This is a genomic window from Psychroserpens algicola, from assembly GCF_014526325.1.
GTDB classification, from domain to species: domain Bacteria; phylum Bacteroidota; class Bacteroidia; order Flavobacteriales; family Flavobacteriaceae; genus Psychroserpens; species Psychroserpens algicola.
This window is the reverse complement of the sequence record NZ_JACNMJ010000007.1, coordinates 194,049-215,530: the sequence shown is the minus strand read 5'-3', so window position 1 is coordinate 215,530 and position 21,482 is coordinate 194,049. Positions and strand designations below refer to the sequence as shown.

The 21,482-nt window shown below is 30.6% G+C and carries 23 protein-coding genes; all 23 read left to right on the top strand.

All coding sequences use genetic code 11. The annotated features are described in order from the left end of the window. Positions 1–136 precede the first annotated feature (136 nt). The 23 genes from H7350_RS14780 to H7350_RS14670 all read left to right on the top strand — a co-directional run bounded on the left by H7350_RS14780 (position 137) and on the right by H7350_RS14670 (position 21,414). The gene (locus H7350_RS14780) at positions 137–670 is read left to right on the top strand and encodes a hypothetical protein (protein WP_204346688.1); all 534 of its coding nucleotides are present in this window, start codon (positions 137–139) and stop codon (positions 668–670) included. Positions 671–818: 148 nt separating this feature from the next. Then, positions 819–1,469 (top strand): hypothetical protein, encoded by a 651-nt coding sequence (locus H7350_RS14775; RefSeq protein WP_204346687.1) that lies wholly within the window; start codon positions 819–821, stop codon positions 1,467–1,469. A gap of 82 nt (positions 1,470–1,551) precedes the next feature. After that, on the top strand, positions 1,552–1,953 hold the full coding sequence (locus H7350_RS14770; RefSeq protein ID WP_204346686.1) for a hypothetical protein: 402 nt from the start codon (positions 1,552–1,554) through the stop codon (positions 1,951–1,953). Positions 1,954–2,167: 214 nt separating this feature from the next. Then, positions 2,168–2,470 (top strand): ArsR/SmtB family transcription factor, encoded by a 303-nt coding sequence (locus tag H7350_RS14765; RefSeq protein ID WP_204346685.1) that lies wholly within the window; start codon positions 2,168–2,170, stop codon positions 2,468–2,470. A gap of 45 nt (positions 2,471–2,515) precedes the next feature. Continuing rightward, positions 2,516–2,785: a CBU_0592 family membrane protein gene (locus tag H7350_RS14760; protein WP_204346684.1), complete on the top strand. Its 270-nt coding sequence runs from the start codon at positions 2,516–2,518 to the stop codon at positions 2,783–2,785. 10 nt (positions 2,786–2,795) lie between these two features. After that, entirely contained in the window at positions 2,796–3,398 is a 603-nt protein-coding gene (locus H7350_RS14755; protein ID WP_204346683.1) for a short chain dehydrogenase, read from the top strand. Between the two features lie 168 nt (positions 3,399–3,566). Continuing rightward, on the top strand, positions 3,567–4,328 hold the full coding sequence (locus tag H7350_RS14750; protein WP_204346703.1) for a DUF6090 family protein: 762 nt from the start codon (positions 3,567–3,569) through the stop codon (positions 4,326–4,328). A gap of 189 nt (positions 4,329–4,517) precedes the next feature. Beyond that, positions 4,518–5,243, top strand: coding sequence for a hypothetical protein (locus H7350_RS14745; RefSeq protein WP_204346682.1), 726 nt, complete (start codon positions 4,518–4,520; stop codon positions 5,241–5,243). Positions 5,244–5,442: 199 nt separating this feature from the next. Continuing rightward, positions 5,443–6,348 carry a hypothetical protein gene (locus H7350_RS14740; protein ID WP_204346681.1) on the top strand — a complete coding sequence of 302 codons (906 nt, stop codon included), beginning with the start codon at positions 5,443–5,445 and terminating at the stop codon, positions 6,346–6,348. A gap of 274 nt (positions 6,349–6,622) precedes the next feature. After that, complete coding sequence (locus H7350_RS14735; protein ID WP_204346680.1) at positions 6,623–7,057, top strand: hypothetical protein; 435 nt, start codon at positions 6,623–6,625, stop codon at positions 7,055–7,057. A 322-nt stretch (positions 7,058–7,379) separates the two neighbouring features. Further along, the gene (locus H7350_RS14730; protein ID WP_092210193.1) at positions 7,380–8,261 is read left to right on the top strand and encodes a DUF488 domain-containing protein; all 882 of its coding nucleotides are present in this window, start codon (positions 7,380–7,382) and stop codon (positions 8,259–8,261) included. A gap of 3 nt (positions 8,262–8,264) precedes the next feature. Further along, positions 8,265–9,089, top strand: coding sequence for a hypothetical protein (locus tag H7350_RS14725; RefSeq protein WP_204346679.1), 825 nt, complete (start codon positions 8,265–8,267; stop codon positions 9,087–9,089). 203 nt (positions 9,090–9,292) lie between these two features. Beyond that, a complete protein-coding gene (locus tag H7350_RS14720) occupies positions 9,293–10,084 on the top strand; it encodes a DUF6090 family protein (protein WP_204346678.1) in 792 nt (263 codons plus the stop codon). A gap of 165 nt (positions 10,085–10,249) precedes the next feature. Further along, positions 10,250–10,693: a hypothetical protein gene (locus H7350_RS14715; RefSeq protein ID WP_204346677.1), complete on the top strand. Its 444-nt coding sequence runs from the start codon at positions 10,250–10,252 to the stop codon at positions 10,691–10,693. A 177-nt stretch (positions 10,694–10,870) separates the two neighbouring features. Then, positions 10,871–11,503, top strand: coding sequence for a hypothetical protein (locus tag H7350_RS14710; RefSeq protein WP_204346676.1), 633 nt, complete (start codon positions 10,871–10,873; stop codon positions 11,501–11,503). A 163-nt stretch (positions 11,504–11,666) separates the two neighbouring features. Next, positions 11,667–12,392 carry a hypothetical protein gene (locus H7350_RS14705; RefSeq protein WP_204346702.1) on the top strand — a complete coding sequence of 242 codons (726 nt, stop codon included), beginning with the start codon at positions 11,667–11,669 and terminating at the stop codon, positions 12,390–12,392. A gap of 1,193 nt (positions 12,393–13,585) precedes the next feature. Beyond that, positions 13,586–14,431 (top strand): hypothetical protein, encoded by an 846-nt coding sequence (locus H7350_RS14700; RefSeq protein WP_204346675.1) that lies wholly within the window; start codon positions 13,586–13,588, stop codon positions 14,429–14,431. 290 nt (positions 14,432–14,721) lie between these two features. Beyond that, positions 14,722–16,233, top strand: a complete 1,512-nt coding sequence (locus H7350_RS14695) for a UvrD-helicase domain-containing protein (RefSeq protein WP_204346674.1) — start codon at positions 14,722–14,724, stop codon at positions 16,231–16,233. A 9-nt stretch (positions 16,234–16,242) separates the two neighbouring features. Beyond that, on the top strand, positions 16,243–16,905 hold the full coding sequence (locus H7350_RS14690) for a DarT ssDNA thymidine ADP-ribosyltransferase family protein (protein ID WP_204346673.1): 663 nt from the start codon (positions 16,243–16,245) through the stop codon (positions 16,903–16,905). Continuing rightward, positions 16,902–18,437 (top strand): ADP-ribosylglycohydrolase family protein, encoded by a 1,536-nt coding sequence (locus H7350_RS14685; RefSeq protein WP_204346672.1) that lies wholly within the window; start codon positions 16,902–16,904, stop codon positions 18,435–18,437. The genes H7350_RS14690 and H7350_RS14685 overlap by 4 nt, the downstream gene beginning before the upstream one ends. 861 nt (positions 18,438–19,298) lie before the next feature. Further along, complete coding sequence (locus tag H7350_RS14680; RefSeq protein WP_204346671.1) at positions 19,299–19,871, top strand: hypothetical protein; 573 nt, start codon at positions 19,299–19,301, stop codon at positions 19,869–19,871. A 139-nt stretch (positions 19,872–20,010) separates the two neighbouring features. Continuing rightward, positions 20,011–20,613, top strand: coding sequence for a hypothetical protein (locus tag H7350_RS14675; RefSeq protein WP_204346670.1), 603 nt, complete (start codon positions 20,011–20,013; stop codon positions 20,611–20,613). Between the two features lie 162 nt (positions 20,614–20,775). Then, positions 20,776–21,414, top strand: a complete 639-nt coding sequence (locus H7350_RS14670) for a hypothetical protein (RefSeq protein WP_204346669.1) — start codon at positions 20,776–20,778, stop codon at positions 21,412–21,414. Positions 21,415–21,482: the final 68 nt, after the last annotated feature.

Sequence of the window (21,482 nt, the reverse complement as noted above, 5' to 3'; positions counted from 1 at the left end):
CTCGGAAAAACAGTCTGGTTCAGCCTTGCTCCTTTTCCACTACTTTTGCCTACCTTTCAGGGAATTCGGCAAGCCAACCACACGTAGCAAGGCTGAATCCCGCAACTAATCATAACACTAACTAGTTACAGCACATATGAGAAAAACTATCAGTAAAGACATAATTCCACTTCTGATTTCAGCCATTCTTGTGATAATCTCTATTGGAATTACATTGTTTACGGATTACACTCTAAATTATAAGCATTACATAGGAATTGGATTAATTGGAATTTCAGCGCTTTTGTATTTTAAGAACAAAAAGCTATTTGTTTATGTCTTTGGACTGACTTTGGTTATCGGAATTATAAACCTGATTGACATTTATTATTCAAACATATTGTTCGGAATTGGACCAATTGAGTTCAATCCAATATTCCTGACTTTACTAATTATATTCCTAGCTTTGAATAAAGAACTGTTGAACAGAATGTTTCCTGAAAAAAAACTGACTGAAAAAGAGTTGGCGGAAAGAAATGCGGAAAACCAAAATCTGATTAAAAATTACGAGCAGAAATTCCAATCAAAAACGGAATCTGAATTGAAAAATATTGCAAAAGAAAAAAGCGGATACGTGAACGAGGCGAAAATAGCTTCTAAAAATATTTTGCGGAATAAATACGTGCTGTAACAACGTGTATAACTAATTGCTTGGTCTGTGTGTACTCGGAAAATCCTAACGGATTTTCCTATTGGTTCGTTTTCTTTTGTTAACTTAGTTCTAGCCAACGCAACTAGCCATAACACAAATACGTTGTGCAACATTAAAGAACAACCTCATGCTGAAAGAAATATTAACAAATCCATTTTATGCAATAATTGGAGTTCTAGCCATTTGGCAAATTTTGAATCTAATCCTTATTGGTAACTCAAAATTAACTGAAAAAACTTGGGCAAGATTAGAATATATTTGGATTATCATCGGTTTTATGGGTGTTATCTCGATTATTATTGAAAATAATAGAAACTATAAAAAAGGAGATTTAACATTTACTGAAAATTGGATAGAAAATCAATTTGAATCGTTGATGAGTTTTGCTGAGAGAGAAACTGTTTGCTTTAAATTCAATAAAAGTGATTGGATGCCAGAAGAGGAATTCAACAAACGACAGGCTGAATCTGATAGAATATGTAATTGGGTTAAAGAAGAAATCCTTCCAATTTTGGAAAAATCAAAAGATAATGGGTTTGAAAAAATCGGAGAATATAAAAAATTAGAACTTGAGGAATTAAAAGGCAACTATACGCCTGACAGAATTACACGCGATATTAAGGAAATCAATGAGGATATTTTAGTAAGAGATAACTTAAGAAATGAAATTAGGTCGAATTATTGGTTAGGTTTTCAATATTCAATTGGAGTTGTTATGTTAATTTTTGCATTTGCACTTAGATTAACCTTAGTAACGAAAAAAGTAAAACAAAGATAAAACTCGAAGGTAAGTAATAAATTGTATATCAAAACAAATAAACTAAAAAAGCAGAACGATTCATTTTAAAAACAGAAAAATAATGGAATTAATAAATGCCTTAGAAAAGTTAATTGAACAACATTTAAAAGATTATTTATTCACATTGCATCACTATTCTATTTATTCAATGGACAATATTATTACTGTTAGTGGCAAGAGAAAAGAAGATGACATCAGTGAATTTAATCTTTTAAGATTAGGCATAAGTGAAGAACACAGAGAGTTTTTAATTCCAAATATTTTTATCCCCAAAGATGACAGAAAAAAAGGTATTGGATTAGGATTAATTGCATTTATTTATGAAATAGCACAAAAATTAAACTTTGGATTAGCTCTTGTGCAAATGACAGATAGTTTTCGGCAAAAGATGCTAAAAAGAGGAGCTTTAGAAACTGGAATATATGATTGCCTGGAAATAGTACAGTCTACAAATCTCAAATAACGTTGCACAACAACGTGTATAATTAATTGCGGCTGAATTTCCCTATCGGAAATTCAATCTTATTAATTATCTTTAGTCACAAGCGGAAAACGACTCGCGTCCTTTTCCGCAACTAATCATACACAAAACCGTTGGCAACAAGCTAAAAAACCGAACTTCAAAGAAAAACCCGAATTCATTTTTATATATCGAGAATTATAGATATGTTTGCGTTATGAATTTGAAAATAGCGACAGAAATTGGTAAATGTTTATCGAATCAAATCAGATTTCAGATATTGGAATGGTTGAAAGAACCAGAAAAACACTTTCCACCACACGAAACATTAAAGCATTTTAATGATGGTGTTTGCGTTACTTATATTAAAGAAAAAACAGAATTATCTCAATCGACTATTTCAACATATTTGACTAATATGGAAAAATGCGGACTTTTAATATCAACAAGACACGGAAAATGGTCGTATTTAAAAAGAAACGAAGAGACAATTAAACAGTTTACGGATTTTCTAACATAAAAAAAATTTGATAACACATATCGACATTTCGCAATATAACAAACTATGAAATTATTTATTGACATTTTAGGTTGGTCAGGTTCAGGATTGATAATCCTTGCCTATGCCCTAACTCTAATCGAAAACAAAAAATATTTAGACTATGGCAAGTATTTAAATTTGCTTGGAGGAATTTTAATAGCCATAAACTGTTATTACTACAATGCTATTCCACCATTTGTAACCAATTTACTTTGGAGCGTAATTGCTACTTTAACAATTTACAAATCAAGAAATAAAAAACAAAATTGTAACAAAACTCAATGTTTAACTTAAACCAACGACTATGAAAATTTTAATAATTGGAGGAAACGGAACAATAGGAAAAACTGTGGTTTCACATTTTAAAGAAAAGAACGAAATTTTAATCGCTGGACGAACAAATGGAAATGTGACTGTTGACATTGCTGATAGTAGTTCAATAAAGTCAATGTTTGAAAAGATAGGAAAAGTAGACGCTATAATTTGTATCGCTGGAGAAGCAAAATGGGACGATTTTAATAAACTTTCTGAAGACGATTATTATATCGGACTGAAAAGCAAATTAATGGGACAAGTAAACCTTGTACGAATCGGACAGAATTATTTAAATTCTAAAGGTTCAATAACTCTATCTACAGGAATTTTAGCAGATGACCCAGTAATTAAAACAACAAGTGCTTCAATGGTAAATGGAGGTATTCATAGTTTTGTAAAAGCGGTTGCACTTGAAATTAAAAACGGAATTAGGGTAAATGTAGTTTCTTCAGGAATGGTTGAAGATGCGTATGAAAAATACAAAGATTATTTCCCAGGACATAATCCAATACCAATGAAAAAAGTAATTAATGGATATGTAAGAAGTGTAAACGGAAAAGGAAATGGCGAAATAATTAGAATCTACGACTGAAAAAAAGCCAGTTGCCAACAATGTGTATAATTCATTGCTAGTTATAGCCTACTTACGAAAGTCCTCGCGGACTTTCTATCTGTGATTTATTTGCTAACTTTAGTGCTTCAACACGCAACGAAATCATACACTAGACCGTTGTGCTTCATTATCAGAAACCACTAACCAATGATAAAATTCTTTAGAAAAATTAGACAAAGTTTACTTTCAGAGGGAAAAACTGGAAAGTATTTTAAATATGCCATCGGAGAAATCATTCTTGTCGTTATTGGAATTTTAATTGCTTTGCAGATTAATAATTGGAATGAAAACCGAAAAAATAAAATTACCGAAGCAGATTATTATTGTAGAATTTTAGACGACTTTGAGTTAAATGAAAAATTAATTGATGAAACTTCTAAACTCACAACTGATAAAATAAAGCTTTGTAAAGAGCTGATATTAGATTTAAACAACCCGCCAAATGACAGAGGTGAAATACTTAATAAATTTGTACTTGCTGTAAGACAAGATGTTTTTGTGCCAAGCACTATTACTTTTGACGATTTAACATCTTCGGGGCAACTGAAACTATTAACAGATATTAAATTAAAAAACAGACTGATTACACATAGTACATTTTTGAACAATACATTAAATTTACTTGAAGAAAACAGGAATGAACTTATTAAAAGAATGATGAACTATGAATCTGCAACTGAATTTGGATATCAAGATATTGATTATTTGAACAAAGAACTTGGTAAAGATATTATTGCTCTATTTCCAAATAATAATTGGACAAATGACCAAACTCACCCATTATTCTTAAAATTTCAGGATAATCTAGTATTTATGGTTGCTATGTTCATTAGACAGAAACATCATCTGTATAATCTTAAAAAAGAAATGGAAGAGCCAATAAAACTTTTAAAGACAAAATGTAAATAACGAAAGCACAACAACGTGTATAACTAATTGCTTGGTTTATGTGTACTCGGAAAATCCTACGGATTTTCCTTTGGTTCGTCTCCTTTTTACTAACTTAGTTCTCGCCAACGCAACTAGCCATACACAAATACGTTGTGTTTCATGCAGTGAAAGTCGTAAAATTAAATGAGTACTAAAACTTATAAATAAATGAAATTAATCTATCGAATAATATTATTTTTAGTAATTTTTGGTCAGATTTCACTTTCTCATGCCAATGACACACTAAAAGTAAAAATTGAAAATACTAAAGTAATTTCAAAATTAGATACTTTGGATGTTAAAGGTAACATCAATTTAGTAACAGCACAAAAAGTTGAAAAGAAAAGCTCAGAATGGCTCAGTTATGCAGTACCAATAGTTTTAGGACTTTTGGCTGGTCTAATTGCTTTATATCAGGTAAAACTTAATAATATTACGTCAGCAAAAATAGAATGGGTACGAAAATTTAGTGATGTTTCAAGCCATTACCTTATGAACATTGATTCTTCTGCTGTGGAATTAACAAATTATATACATTTAAATAAAAAAGAAGCTGATCAAACAGATAAAAGCGATGAATACAATGATTGCTATAAAAAATATTGTGCAGCAACAGATTTAGCTAGTCAATATTATTTTCAAGTTAAACTACTTTTTTATAAAAACACAAGAGAATTTCAACATCTCGAAACTTTACTAGATGAATTAGACAACTTGTATGGCGAAGTTAAAAATAAAGAAGACATCAATAGTTTAAGGGCTAAAATGAGAGAATTTATTTTATCTGCACAACAAATTCTTGCAGAAGAATGGAAAAGTATTGAAAGAAAAATATTAAAACAGATTCTTGAAATTGGCAAATTAAAAAGCACGAAAACACAACAACGTGTATAACCAATTACTTGGTCTGTGTGTACTCGGAAAATCCTAGCGGATTTTCCTACTGGTTCGGTTTCTTTTATTAACTTAGTTCTCGCCAACGCAACTAGCCATACACAAATACGTTGTAGCCAATTAAAAAAAATTCACACAACAAGTTCTACATTCGTAAAAAAAATAGTTATAAAATTGTGGAAATTAAATTTTTTGTTTTATGAAAAATATCTTACACCTATTAATTATTTTGATTGGATTAACTTCTTGTAGAGATTTTCCCAACAAACAAACAGTACCTGATGAAACACTTAATTCTATTGATAATTCTGTAGAATTGACAAAAGAGCAAAAGGATCTAAAAAAGAATGCGATACCCATTCAAAACTTATCCAAACTGAGCGACAAGATATACGATGAAATCGCAAATTATGAAATAATAATGATTGGAGAAATGCATGGAACAAATGAGCCTGCCGAATTTGCTTATGGATTATGTAATCTTATAACTAAGTCTGAAAAAAATGTAGTCTTAGCTTTAGAAATTCGTAGTTCACAAATGAATAACTTATCAGATGAAATGTCAATTACTCAACTAAAAGAGTTGGATTTTTTTCGCAGAGAAAATTTTGATGGCAGAAATGGTGTGTCAATGCTGAATTTAATATACAAGAGCAATCAAAATGAAAGAATCATTTTAAAATTCATTGATAATCCTTACCCATCTTCAACCAGAGATTCGTCCATGTACAGGGAAATACGCAACATCCATAATAAATATCCGAACACCAAAATAGTTACTCTAACAGGAAATGTACATAATTCTTTTATACCCCTTTTTGACAAAGTAAGAATTGGAGGATACTTGGTAAAAGATACTGTCAATTTCGATTCCAAAAAGATTATGTCCATTAATCATGTGTACAGCGAAGGAACCATGTTTAATAATGATGGCACCGGAATTAAAATTAGCACTATTGAAAGAGAGGATAATATCTATAATACTACCTTATCCCATGATATGTTTTTATATAAGAAACTTCCTGAAGAACAAAATCGATGTACACATATCTTATATACGGATAAAGTAACTGCTTCAGGAAAAATTGAAAAAGATGATAAGTAATGATAGTAATTCTCTCTTTTTAGAAAATGGACTTGGTAAAACAAACTCAAGAACATAGAATTACAAAAAGGAATTCCAATAAATAGGTCTAAATAACTGGCTACAACAACGTGTATAATTCATTGTTCGTTCTGTGTGTACTCGGAAAATTCCTGCGGAATTTTCCTTTAGTCAGTTTTCTTTTACTAATTTAGACCTAGCCAACACAACGAAATCATACACAAGACCGTTGTGTGTCAGCATAAAAAAATATCAGCTAAAAACAAAAATAGATATGTGCCTAAAATTTAATACAGATAATTGGCTTACATTAATTTCATTGCTATTTGCAGTAATTGCTGGTGGTTTTGTTTATTATCAATGGCGCAAAAGCACGAAAACAAGACGTGCGGAATTTATAAACCAAATTCTTGAAAAGCTTAGGTTTGACAAAGAGCTTCCAAAATCAATGTATATAATAGACTATAATCAAAATTGGTACGATAGTTCTTTTCATAATGGTAATTTAGAAATTTCAATTGACAGGTTGTTTTCATATGTAGATTATATATGTTATTTAAAAAAAACACGAAATATATCAGCGACTGAATTTAAAATTTTTCAATATGAAATAAACCGAATTTGCGTTTCGGATTCAACAAAAAAGTATTTATGGAATTTATATCATTTCTCTAAAAAAATAAAACAACTTGCTCTTTTCAGTATTTAATTGATTACGGAATCAAGAGTGAGTTTTTTCCAAACGATTTTAAAATTAATAAATCTCTTTACACTAAAACATTGAATTGGGACTAAATAGTTTATTATTATCAATTAGAGAAAGATAAGATGCCGAACACACAACAACGTGTATAATTCATTGTTCGGTTCGTGTATACTCAGAAAATTCCTGCGGAATTTTCCTCTGGTCAGTTTTCTTTTATTAATTTAGTCCTAGCCTACACAACGAAATCATACACAAATACGTTGGCAGTAATGTGAAAAAATCGAGAATATTTTTAAAGGCATTTTTTAAACACTAACTTTGTAGAATGTTTTATAGAAGAAAAATAATATTATCATTATTCCAACTTTGTAACGGAAATGTTGAAAAAACTAAATTACAAAAGTTGTTGTTTTTATATAGTCAAAGAAAACGAGAATCTGAATATGACTTTGTACCATATAAATTTGGGTGCTACTCTTATTCAGCACACGCTGATTTAGTGACAATGGTAAAAAAAGAGTTTTTATCTGAATCGGAAAGAGGTTATTCCAAAATTGACCCTAAAGATTATTTACCTACTCTAAAACCTAAAGACAGAGAACTATTAACTGAAACAATTGACAGCTATGGAAATATGGCAAGTGAAGCCTTAATAAGACATACTTATATTAATTTCCCTTATTATGCAATTAACAGTACAATTTCTGAAAGAATATTAAACGAAGAATATTATAATAGAGTTTTAAATACGATACCAAATCAAAATGAAAAATCCGTTTTTACAATTGGTTATGAAGGAGTTAGTTTAGAAAAGTATTTAAACAAACTTGTAAAAAACAATATTAAACTTTTAGTTGATGTTAGAAAGAATCCTTTGAGTATGAAGTATGGCTTTAGCAAAACTCTACTAAAGAGGTTTTGTGAAAGTTTAGGGATTAAATATATACACATTCCAGAAGTAGGAATAAACTCAAATAAAAGACAGACTCTTGAAAAACAAGAAGACTATGATATACTTTTTGAGAGTTACAAAAAAACAACACTTAAAGAAACATCAACCCAACAACAAGAAATCATTAATCTATTAAACGAGTATAATAGAATTGCACTTACCTGTTTCGAATCAAACATTTGTCAATGTCACAGATTACCATTAGCTGAATCATTGAAATCTATAGAATCTGATTTAGTTGTTGAACATATATAATTTATGGCAAAAACAAAGGTTCTAATAACAGTTAAAACGTATCCGGCAATTTCTGGAAAATATGATGAATTAGTTTGTACAGCAGGATTTACCGAAGATGGAAAATGGATTAGAATTTATCCTGTTCCTTTCCGAAAAAAAGATTATTCGGAACAATATCGAAAATATGAATGGATTGAACTAGACTTGGTTAAAAATACGAGTGATTTTCGACCTGAAAGTTATAGACCATACTCAATGGATAGTGAAATAAAAATCCTTGAACATATAGATACTGCTGGTAATTGGTACTTACGAAAAAAATCAGTACTAAATAAAGTATATGAAAACCTTGCAGAACTAATTGCAGAAGCTAAAAACAAAGAGATTTGTACTTCTCTTGCTGTTTTTAAACCTACAAAAATCAAAGATTTTGTTGCTAAAGAAGTTGACAGAGTTTGGGATAAAAAGAAAATCGCGAAATTAAAAGCACAAAGAGAACAAGGAAATCTATTTGAGCATCCTGAAGACCCTTTTGATGTAGTTGACAAGCTACCATATAAATTTACTTATGTTCTTGAGGACAATCAAGGAAAAGAAAGCAGAATGATGATTGAGGATTGGGAAATTGGAGCTTTATATTGGAGACAACTTGCCAAATACGAAGGAAATGAGGCAAAAGCAGTTGCTGATGTGAGAAAAAAATACTTTGACGATTTTGCGATGACTAAAGACTTGTATTTGTTTTTAGGAACATCTCAAGTTCACCATTATGTATCTCACAATCCATTTATGATAATCGGAACTTTTCATCCAAAGATTGAGAATCAGACTAAACTCTTCGAATAAAACACTACTGCCAACACCGTATATAATTTATTGCTTGGTTCTCGCCTACTTACGAAAATCCTCGAGGATTTTCTATTCGGTTTTTATTTGCTAAATTACGTGCTTAACCACGCAACAAACCATATACAAAACCGTTAGCCTTCATTATTTCTGACTCAGACGGAATAAAATAATTATTCTAACTTTAGAGAAATAACCAACCAATGATAAAATTCTTTAGAAAAATTAGGCAAAACTTACTTTCAAAGGGTGAAACTAGTCAATATTTGAAATATGCGATTGGTGAAATTGTTCTTGTAGTTATTGGAATTCTAATAGCGCTCTCGATAAATAATTGGAATGAAGAGCGAAAAAATTCAACAAGAGAACAAGTTATTCTAAAGCAATTAAAAGAAGATTACCAAGCCAATCTCATTCAATTGGAACAAAAAATTGAAATGAGAAATAACATTATTAATTCAGGAATAAAGATTTTTAAAGCAATAGATTATCCTGAAAAGGTTAATCGTGATAGTCTTATTCGATTAATTGGCAACATAAACCAAGATCCAACATTTGATCCAGTTCAAAATGATTTAACAAGCTCAGGAAATCTAAGGTTAATTAAGAATGAAAAATTGAAACGCAAACTATCGAATTGGTCTTCTGATATTGTTGCACTCACTGAACTTGAGGAAGCTTGGTCTAATATAGTTAATCAACACATGGAATATGAAATTGCGAAATTAGGAATTTCAAGAGATGTGGTCAATAGCTGGATAAACGATTCTGACCAACTTTGGTTATTAGACAAAAATCAAAAAATAACAGAGACTAATTTTGAAAATTCAAAGCATTCTGTATCAGTCATTGAAATTACAAGTTGTAAAGAATTAGAAGGTATAGTAGCAAGTGCTATTTCATTTAATAAACCAGCCAACATACAATCGCTTACTTTAGTAAAAAGAATCAATGAAATTATAGAATTGATTGATAGTGAGATAAAAGAAAAATAACGAAAGGCTAACAACGTGTATAATTCATTGTTCGTTCTGTGTGTACTCGGAAAATTCCTGCGGAATTTCCCTCTGGTCAGTTTTCTTTTACTAATTTAGACCTAGCCAACACAACGAAACCATACACAAATACGTTGTGTGTAATTAAACAAAACCTACTGATAATTGGAAAAATCAATTAAAATAATTCGAAATCCTTATGAAGAACCTTATCACATTAATTTGATTTTTAAGGCTTCAAATGGAGAAAGCATGGGACAACTTGAGATATATGACAATGCGGATAGACTTAAAAAGTTAGCGGATGTTCTTGAAGATTTTCCGTTTAAAGACGAGAATAAATATTTATGGGAATTGGGTTCGGAAAAACCTGAAGATAGATTTGCATTCTATTTTAAGTGTGAGTTCTCATTAATAAAACATACGAGTGACTGTTTAGTCGGAATTAGATTGAATAATAATGAAGACGGAATTGAGAAATCCATATCTGAATTTAATATCCAATGCAAACCAGCGGAATTGAACAAACTTGGACAACTGTTCCGTGAGTTTTCAAAATTGGAAAAAGAAACTCTGACTTGGAATGGAGTAAACGGAAAAGTGGAATAAATAACTACACACAACAACGTGTATAACCAATTGCTTGGTCTGTGTGTACTCGGAAAATCCTAGCGGATTTTCCTAATGGTTCGGTTTCTTTTATTAACTTAGTTATCGCCAACGCAACTAGCCATACACAAATACGTTGCCAACAATTTGAAAAAAACAATCTGCATACTAATCATAATGACAATTTTCTCTTGCAAAGAGAATAACAAAAACACTGTGGGAATTGATAATCCAGAAAAATTTGCTGAATACGCAGATGAATTACAGAATAGAAAGCATCCGATTTTGCCAAATAATATTAGTGTTCAATTGAAAGATGAAAATGGAGACAATTTAAAAATGGAAAACGTTCTCTGTCATCTGAATATTTATATTGACTCTTTGAGTTACTATACTTACAGTTTTATTCCTACAAACTCAAATGGAATTGTAAACTTGACAAAAGAGCAAATGATACAAAACACGGAATTAAAGCACTATTTTGACGAAAGAATACCATTAGACAAAACACCAGTTAAATTTGATTTTATGGTTATGGACAATAATTTGCTAAATGGAATCATTTCAAGTATGGAAAATTACGTGAATATAGATATAGAATCAATTAAAGCCGATTTGAAAAGTAGAGGCTTAACTGACTCACAAGTTGCTGTTCAAATTCCAGCGATTGAGGAAAAAATGAAATCTGACAAAAAATTAGTTGGATTACTAAAGAAAAACAAAAACGCGGAATTGGATTACTCAAATGGAGAAAAGAAAATAACGGATTTTTGGAATAGTGAATCTGATTATAATTACGAACTGAAATAAAAACTGTTGGCAACACCGTGTATAATTAATTGCTTGGTTTTAGCCAATTTACGAAAGTCCTCGCGGACTTTCTATCTGTGTTTATTTACTAACTTTAGTGCTTAAAACACGCAACTAATCATACACACAAACGTTGTGCTTCATTATCTGAAACCGCTAACCAATGATAAAATTCTTTAGGAATATTAGACAAAATTTACTTTCAGAAGGAAAAACTGGAAAGTATTTTAAGTATGCAATTGGTGAAATTATACTTGTAGTTATCGGAATTTTAATTGCACTACAAATTAATAATTGGAACGAAAAGAGGAAAGAGAATATAGTAGAAGTTGAATTGATTGACGTTTTAATTACAGACTTAAAATCTAAGAAAACAGAATTTTTAAGTGATTTGGCAATCGGAAAATTAATAATTAAAAATTCCGATATATCAATAAATCATTGGGAAAACACTAGCGAAATTGACACTTTAAATTTAAAATTCTTATTAAAATTTTTAGGTGAAGATGAATGGTTTTTTGAAGTAAACTCTCCAATTTATTCAACCATCTCTGGTTCGGGTTTGTGGAAGCAATTACCTGACAGTTTAAACAAACAAATTGATGAAATTTATAGAGGGCAATTTGGAAGAATAAAGTCAGCATTTGTAAAACAAAGCGAATACGCTTTAAATACTAAACTGACATTTCTCACAACAAATCGACTGTTGACATTAGATAAAAGTACTTCAGAAATACAGCAAATCGTGTCCGAAAAAGATGAGGAATTTATTAAACAAATTGAACTATTCAAAAGTGGAGTTATTCGGTTAACCTCTAATTTTAAAACAACTATTCCAGCTATTGAAAAACTAATTGAAAATTTAGAATATTATAAAAAGAACAAATAAAAATAACGAAAGCACAACAACGTGTATAACCAATTGCTTGGTATGTGTGTACTCGGAAAATCCTAGCGGATTTTCCTACTGGTTCGGTTTCTTTTACTAACTTAGTTCTAGCCAACGCAACTAGCCATACACAAAACCGTTAGCAACAATAGTGCATGAGCAAAATTCTAGTGTCTTATCTAAAGTAGTTCTAGCACAAATGTTTCGGATTTGATTTAAAAAAACTTCCCTTCTATCCTTTTTTGAAGAACCAAACGCTCTGTGGTTCGTGTATTTTTCAAACTTGTCGGAATCTTATACATTCTTGCCAAATTTTAGTGATGCGTTATGAATCGTTCTTTTCCAAAAAAGGTGTCTGTATTTAAAACAATGTTGCAACCTAAATGCATGAGTGTGACCTGTACTTTTTTATGATCGTAAAGAGTTCTTGGGTGTATCTGCTAAATTCGTCAAAGCATTTCTGATTCGGTTGCATGTGATAATCAGTTTTCTTTTTAACATCCAATGGTTCGTGTTGCCCTAAAGTGGCTAACAGCGTGTATAATTCATGCTTAAAAATTGCTTCAATTTTTAATTCTTATATTTAATCTATAATTTCGAGGCAACGGAAAATCTATCGATTTTCTATCGCACGAAATCATACACAATACGTTACAAGTAATAGCGGAATCTCACTCAGACGCAAGCAATACGGAATTTAAAACTGCCTCTTTTCACCAAACTAAACGCGGAATTTCTTACTCGAAATCTGAATTGAATCTCGTTAGGAATATTACAATCAAAGTATAGGTGAAAAAATAGAATGGAATTTGAGCAAGTTTGCGGAATTTCAACTCAAACGGAATTTAGAAACATTGCGGAATTTTCAACTCATACGCGGAAAATCACTCATACGGAATTGAGCAAGTTGCGGAATTTCTCACTCAAATGTTGAATTAAAAAAAGGAATTACTTGATAAAACAGTTCCAAAACTTTCAAATTGGAGGATTTAGTATTTCTTTATCAACAAAAAAAGTCATTAAAATCAAAAGCTACAACTTGTAACAACGTGTATAACGCATTGCTGCTTCTAGCCTACTCGGAAAATCCTACGGATTTTCCTCTGGTTCGTGATAGTTTATTATCTTTAAGCTAACCAACGCAACACATCATACACAGAGACGTTGGGTGTAATTAAAAAAGCTAATTCAGAATGCTAAAAAACGATAAAGATCTTGGTGAATTTTTAAGTAACAAACCTATTTACAGTAAAATAAAACTTGAAAGTGGATTTAGTTCTGCAAATAAGTTTGACAAATCTACTTTTCAATATTTCTGTGAAATTGATGAAAGTATTGAAACTTTTGAGTTAATAGTATATCATGGTTACATGCCTTTTAGAGATCACTTAAATACTGGAGGTCAAAAACATTGGAAAAATAAAGATGATTTTTTCTCATTAACTCAACAATATAAAGGGATTTGTAAAAGATGTAATAAATATCATATCGACTTTCTATTAAACACATATGCTGACGAAGAAGGTTTGCATCTAAGAAAAGTAGGACAGTATCCACCTTTCGAAATTACACCAGAAAAATATCTATTAAATTATTTCATTAAAGAGGATAAAGAAAATTATAAAAAAGCATTATTACTGCTTTCACAAAGCTTTGGTATAGGAGCGTTTTCTTATTTAAGAAGAATTGTAGAAAATGAAATAATAAGAATAATAGAAGACTTGTCAAATCTTGATTTTCCAGAATCGAATCAAATAAAAGATTTATTAGAAACATATTCTAAAAATCACCAAATGGCAAATTTAATTGAAGGAATTAATGACTATTTACCAAATACATTAAAGAGCATTGGTAATAATCCAATAAAAGTTCTCTATTCTCAACTTTCAGGAGGAATTCATTCTTTTAGTGAAGATGAATGCTTAGAAAAAGCTCAATTGATAGACACTTTACTAAAATTTGTTATCAGAAAAATTAATGAAGAAAATTCGGAAATAAAAATCGCTAGAGAAGCAATGAACAAATTATCCGAAAAATAACTACACCCAACAACGTGTATAATTCATTGTTTGTTTTGTGTGTACTCGGAAAATTCCTGCGGAATTTTCCTCTGGTCAGTTTTCTTTTATTAATTTAGTCCTAGCCTACACAACGAAATCATACACAACACGTTGTGCATAATGCGAAAATCGTGCTAAAAAAGAACATATGAACTAAAAAAGCCAGCCGCACAAACAGCACATTTATTTTTTTGCCAACACGAAAAGCCAACGCTAAAAAAAATAAAAGAGCTGTTTCTTGCCAACGCTCAACACCAAACTGAATTGAAATGCTGAAAAAAATTACTCTGAAAGGAGAACAGAAAAAAGTACTATTCTTACCACCAACAAACCCAATTCAGATAAAAGGTGTTGCAGGAAGCGGAAAAACCACAGTTGCACTTTATAGAGCCAAACATTTGCTTGAGACACAAGCTAATCTTTTCAGGGAGACAAAAATTGTAATATTTACTTATAATAAAACTCTTGCAGCATACATAACAGCTATCAAACCTTTTATAAATGGAGGTTATCAAAAAGATAGTGACGAAATCAAACCTAAAACAGCAGATGGACTTAATGTCCAAATAATAAATTTTCACAGTTGGGCTTACCGTTTCGCAGGAATTGAATATAACCAAACTATAATGCAATGGACTCAAATTGAAATCATTGAGGACATAATAAACGGATTATCTTCAAGTACTTCAAACATTTTAGATAAAAGTGCAGAGTTTTTTCAAGAGGAAATATCTTGGATGAAAGGTAAAGTTTTTAAAAATAAAATAGAGTATCTTGAAGCTACAAGAACAGGAAGAGGAACTTCCGACCGTGTTACAAAAACTGATAAAGAAGTTATTTGGATTGTTTATGAAAAATACAATCAAGAATTAAAAACCAGAGGTAAAGTCGATTTTGATGATTATGCAATCCTTGCATTAAAAAAAATTCAAAATGACCCAAACTTTGTTCCACCATATACACACATAATAATTGATGAAGCACAAGATTTGAACAAAGCACAGATTCTAACCATTTCAAAATTAGTAAGTGCTGAAACAAATAGTTTATCAATAATTGCAGATGCTGCACAACGCATTTTCAAAAGTGGTTTTGTTTGGAGTGAAGTTGGTATTAACGTAAGAGGTGGTAGAACCATAGAATTTAAAAATAACTATCGTAATACAATACCTATTGCCAATGCAGCTCTGTCGCTTTTAGATAAGGAGAGTGACAAGTCTGAATTTACGACAGTAAAAGCAGCAAGAAAAGGAACGGATAAACCAAAAGTAGCCTACTATTCAGATTTTGATGAACAATTAAATCATCTTGACGACCAACTCACACTTTTAAAAAACAACAAAAATCTTAAAAGTACGGTAGTTCTTCATAGGTCAACAAATGGTGTAAAACAAATTAAAGAATTTTTAGATGCTAATGGATTTTCAACGGAATTAGTAAAATCTAATCTTCCCGTAAATTATGGAAGTGATAGCATTAAAATTTGCACAATGTCATCAGTAAAAGGACTTGAATTTAACAATGTAATTATACTTGACCTTAATGACGATATTATCCCTTTTCCAGCAGGATTTATTGAAGCAGATGATGAATTCCATATTTCCACAGAGCGAAGATTACTATACACTTGTATGACAAGAGCGAGAAATAACCTTTATCTTTTTTCAAGTGATAAAGAAAATCCATCACGATATTTAAAAGAAATAAAGGCAAGTTTATTAGAAGATATAAGTCCTAAAAATACTTCAAGAAATACGTATGATGATGACTTACCTTTTTAAAAATATTCAATGAGTTTAAAACCTAATTACACCGAGTTTCAAGAAGAAATTGACAAAAGAAAGATTGACTGTTTAATTCATTTTACACCAACTCGAAATTTATTCAGCATATTAGAAAATAACGAGTTGATGAGTAGAGCCAAATTAGAAAATTTGGATATTGAACAATTTGACATATTAGATTATGTGCAATTTACTGATGATGTGCGTTATGATGATAAAAATTATATTAATCTTTCTGTTTCTGGCCCTAACACCTTTTTGTTTTCAAAGTTTAGACAAAAAACAAAAGAAGATTTTACAATAAATTGGTGTGTTTTAAAAATAAACCCAAAGCACATCTATGACGATAAAACATTATTTTCAGTAACTAATGCAGCTTCTAACGCAGCAAAAGGTATTGGAATCACGGGAGATTTAGAGAAGTTTAAAATGTTATTTGCACAAAACATACCTATTCCATTTGGAACGAGAGGCAATATTGCTAACAAATATCCAACGAATGTTCAAGCAGAAATATTAGTCAGAGATATTATTTCATCCGACAGTATTTTAGCCGTTTGTTTTGAAAATGAAGAAAATTTGGCAGCAGCTAAAGGAGCAATGTATTCTTTTGATACAAGTAAATTTATAGTTGACAAAGAAATATTTTCACCAACTCGTACACTATGAAAGCAGAAACAAAATATAAAGGCAGTTTAAAACTTGCAGCAATTGGAGACGCTTTAGGTTGGATGACTGAATTTGAAAAAAGTAAAAGTTCTTTGAAGAAAAAGTTTGGAACTGATTACATCAATACTTTTCACGATTGGGAAAAAAATGTTGGTGGTAGATTTTACGGTTATATCGATAAACTTAATTCAGGTTCATATTCTGATGATACTCAACTCTTACTTTCAGTTGCTCGTTCAATCAACAAAGATGGTTTTGTCGACCAACAATATTTTGCAAAAAAAGAACTACCAGATTGGTTACTTTATTCAAGAGGTGCAGGAAGAACCATAAAAAACGCAGCTCGAAAAATAGAAAGAAAATCTGCTAAATGGAATAATAACTTTTTCACATTTAAATCTGGTAAAATTACAATCGACTATAGAGAAAGTGGTGCTAATGGTGCAGCAATGAGAATACTGCCAATTGCATTAGCCAATTTTGGAGAGCAAGATAAAATCAAAGAAGAAATCTTTTGTAACAGTATAATAACCCACGGACACCCAAGAGCGATTTTAGGAGCTATGCTTTATGGATATTCCGTGGACACTATTTTGAGATTTAATCCCGAAAATTTTGATTACAAGAACTTTCTTACCGAATTAGGGAAAGACATTCATCAAAAATTCTCAATTGACTTTTTAGATAGTCCGAAACTAAAAAGTTGGGAAACCGAATGGAATAAAAACACCAAAGAACCTTTTAGAATTTTATTCAAATCTATTGTCGATGAAACACAAGAATATTTAAGAACAACCTACAAATTAATTACTAATAATTCATCAGATTTTGATGCGTTATCTAAACTTGGCTGTTATAAAAACGAGACTAAAGGTTCAGGAACTTCTACTGTAATTGCAGGTATTTATTTAGCTTGTAAATATTCCAAAGAACCATTAAAAGGAATTGAGCAAGCTGTAAACTCAATTGGAACTGACACAGATAGTATTGCTGCATTTGCAGGTGGCTTAATTGGCGCTTTACACGGACAATCTATTATACCTTCAAAATGGAAAAACGTTCAAGACCTTGATTATATTGATGCAATCTCAATTCGCTTACTTGAAATTTCCGAAAGTCGAGCAGATTTTAATAAGATAATAAACAAAAAAAGCACTAAATCTATTTCAGAGATTGAAAATGACAATTTTGAAATTAACGAAAGAGTCTTTCTTGAAACTTTAGGAGATGGAAGAATTGAAGCAATTGACAGACAAAAGACTTTAACAAAAGGGAAATACAATTTGATTTTAGATGTTCAATTTGACAACGGACAGTTTTGTCGATTTGCGAAATTATTGAGTATCGTAAACGAAAATAAATCTGAATTATTTACCGAAAGTTTGGAAAAGGAAGTCAACTTATGGAATGGACTTAATTTAGATTATAAATCAAAAGAACGGATTGAAAAGTTTATGGAATCTTTAAACGAAACGGATAAAAAGGAATTTAAGGAAATAATAAAGTTAATAGAAAAAAGAGTCCAACGCTAAAAGCCATACACATTCGCAATTCGCTCAAGCCAACGCTACGCCAAAAATTGCAAAAGAGTATGTCTTGCCAACGCTCAATCCGAACTAAATGAGAAACATCGGAAAACCAAACTGAACGTGAAAAGCACTATGCACAACAACGTGTATAAAACATAGCTATTATAGGCTTTCCGAGAGGTTTTTGTATATTTACAAAGTACGCCAAATTTTTTATTTGGTTATATTTAGAAAAGAAAAATAAACATAAAAATAAAAAATTCGGCTCGTGCTAAATCCGAAAAGTTAGCGTTTATTTATACGCTACGTTTCATACACAAGACCGTTAGCAACAATAGTGCATGAGCAAAATTCTGGTGTTTTATCTAAAGTAGTTTCTAGCACAAATGTTTCGGATTTGATTTAAAAACTTCCCTTCTACCCTTTTTTGAAGAACCAAACGCTCTGTGGTTCGTGTATTTTTCAAACTTGTCGGAATCTTATACATACTTGCCAAATTTTAGTGATGCGTTATGAATCGTTCTTTTCCAAAAAAGGTGTCTGTATTTAAAACAATGTTGCAACCTAAATGCTTGAGTGTGACCTGTACTTTTTTATGATCGTAAAGGGTTCTTGGGTGTATCCGCCAAATTCGTCAAAGCATTTCTGATTCGGTTGCATGTGATAATCAGTTTTCTTTTTAACATCCAATGGTTCGTGTTGCCCTAAAGTGGCTAACAGCGTGTATAATTCATGCTTAAAAATTGCTTCAATTTTTAATTCTTATATTTAATCTATAATTTCGAGGCAACGGAAAATCTATCGATTTTCTATCGCACGAAATCATACACAATACGTTGTAACACATTTGACCAAATCAATAAAATGCAGGAATTTAAAAATTGGAAAGAGTATATTAACCGAATTTTAATTGACAGCGGACAATTTGAAAATCCAAACTCTGAATCAAGAAATTTAACGGAAGTAGAGACCTTTAAATCGACTGACAAAAAATCTCTAACTGAAATAAGAGTTGGTTATTACATCGAAGAAAATAAGCTAATCTACCTTCACATTTTTAATCCGACAGTTCCAGGATATAACAAATATGCTTACAACGAATATTTTTACAAATACGATTTTACACCAGACAAAAGTTATGGAGACCCAGCTTTAGAATTTAATGAGCGAAATCGGAATGGAGTTCTCTCAATTCTAACAACCGAATTAAAAGGAAAGGAAGTGCAATTCATTAAAGACAAAAAGATTTTGAAATCCAAACTGTATATTTCGGAAAATAGCCCAAACTTTTACTTATCATATGACTTTACAAATAGAGGGTTTTGGAATAAAATATTTGGAAAGAAAATTGTCAAAATAGATGGAATTGAAAAAAGAGAAATTGAACTGAATACAATATTTAGCGGAATAAAAAACGTGTTACAACAACGTGTATAATGCATTGCTATTGCTGGCTAAGACGATGATCTTTGAGTACTTTTTACTATATTGTTGCTGCGGAACATAAATCGCGTACTTGTCCGCAACACATCATAACACGAACACGTTAGCAGCAATTTGAGCCAACCATCAACTAATGAAGTACTTTATAGCATTTTTATTATCATTAATTGGAGTATTTGTTTTCGGAACAATCCTGAAAACTGAATATTCTCTTGTTTTAAAAATTGTCTTTACTTCCTTAACTTTTATTGTAGCTTTTTTATGGGAATATTCTCTTTTAAATAAAACATTTGATTCTGATTTTAAGATTAGAAGTCAAAAGAAAACTATTAGTCTTTATGATTTTGGAATGGGAATATTTTGGACACTTTATATTTTACTTTTGAGCGATAATAGAGAAACATTAAGCTATTTGATTTTTGTCTTTTGGGCAATTCCTTTTTCTGAATTTATAATGTGGTTTATTTATAGAAAACAAAAACCTTATACTCTATTTATAAAAGGGAATGAATTAATTCTGAACAGGCGTTGGATTGTAAAAAGAAATCTGACTGAACTCACTCAAATCCAATACGACCGATTTAATAAAAATTTAAAACTTGATTTTAAAACAAAACGTGAAATTTCAATAAAAACGACGGAATATAAAACAGATGAAATTCATAAATTATTAGAAATTCTAATTGAGAAGTCTGAAAACAATGTTTTTGTTCCGAATAATTATGAACCGAAATAAAAAACAGCTGCTAACAACGTGTATAATTCATTGTTTGGTTCGTGTGTACTCGGAAAATTCCTGCGGAATTTTCCTCTGGTCAGTTTTCTTTTACTAATTTAGTCCTAGCCAACACAACGAAATCATACACAAATACGTTGTGGTGCATATAAACAAAACGAAATGGAAAATAAATTTAAAATATCTTTCGCTGTTATATTGATTTTAGCGATAATCGGATGTGAGAACATTGACAAAAAAGAAAAAGTGTCAGTTCAAACAGAAAAAGCCTTGATTGAAATGGAGTTTGGAAAATGGAAAACAAAAGATGAAAGTCTTGGCGTTGATTTAGAAGTTAATAATTTTGAAAACTGGTTTGACTTAATCAATCGGATTGAAAAAATTGTCTGTAATGATAGTTTACCAAAAATGACTTTGACAACAGATAGCGAAATTAAAACCATTTATTTCAGAAACACTTGTTCAAAAGAAGATTCCTTTAGAATTATTAAAACTAAAAATGTAATTACAATCTATAATGATAAGATTAGTAAAAATAACAAATCTGGTATTCCTTTGGATAGTTTAGAAAATGTCTTAAGAAAAGATATTGATAATAATGGGAAAAATTTAGACTTAAGTGAAAGTTCTGAAAAGCTAACGATATGTGTTCAGTATGATGATAAAAGTGAATTTAATAATCTACCTAACATCTTAAATCAACTTACAGAAACCTATTACCGAATTACAAATAAAACGGATTTGAAAATACTTTTAATTGATGAAAACTATTTTAGTCCACCACCAAAGCCAAAAGAATAAATTAAAAAAATACGCACCACAACAACGTGTATAGCTCATTGCGGCTGAATTCCTAATCGGAATTCATT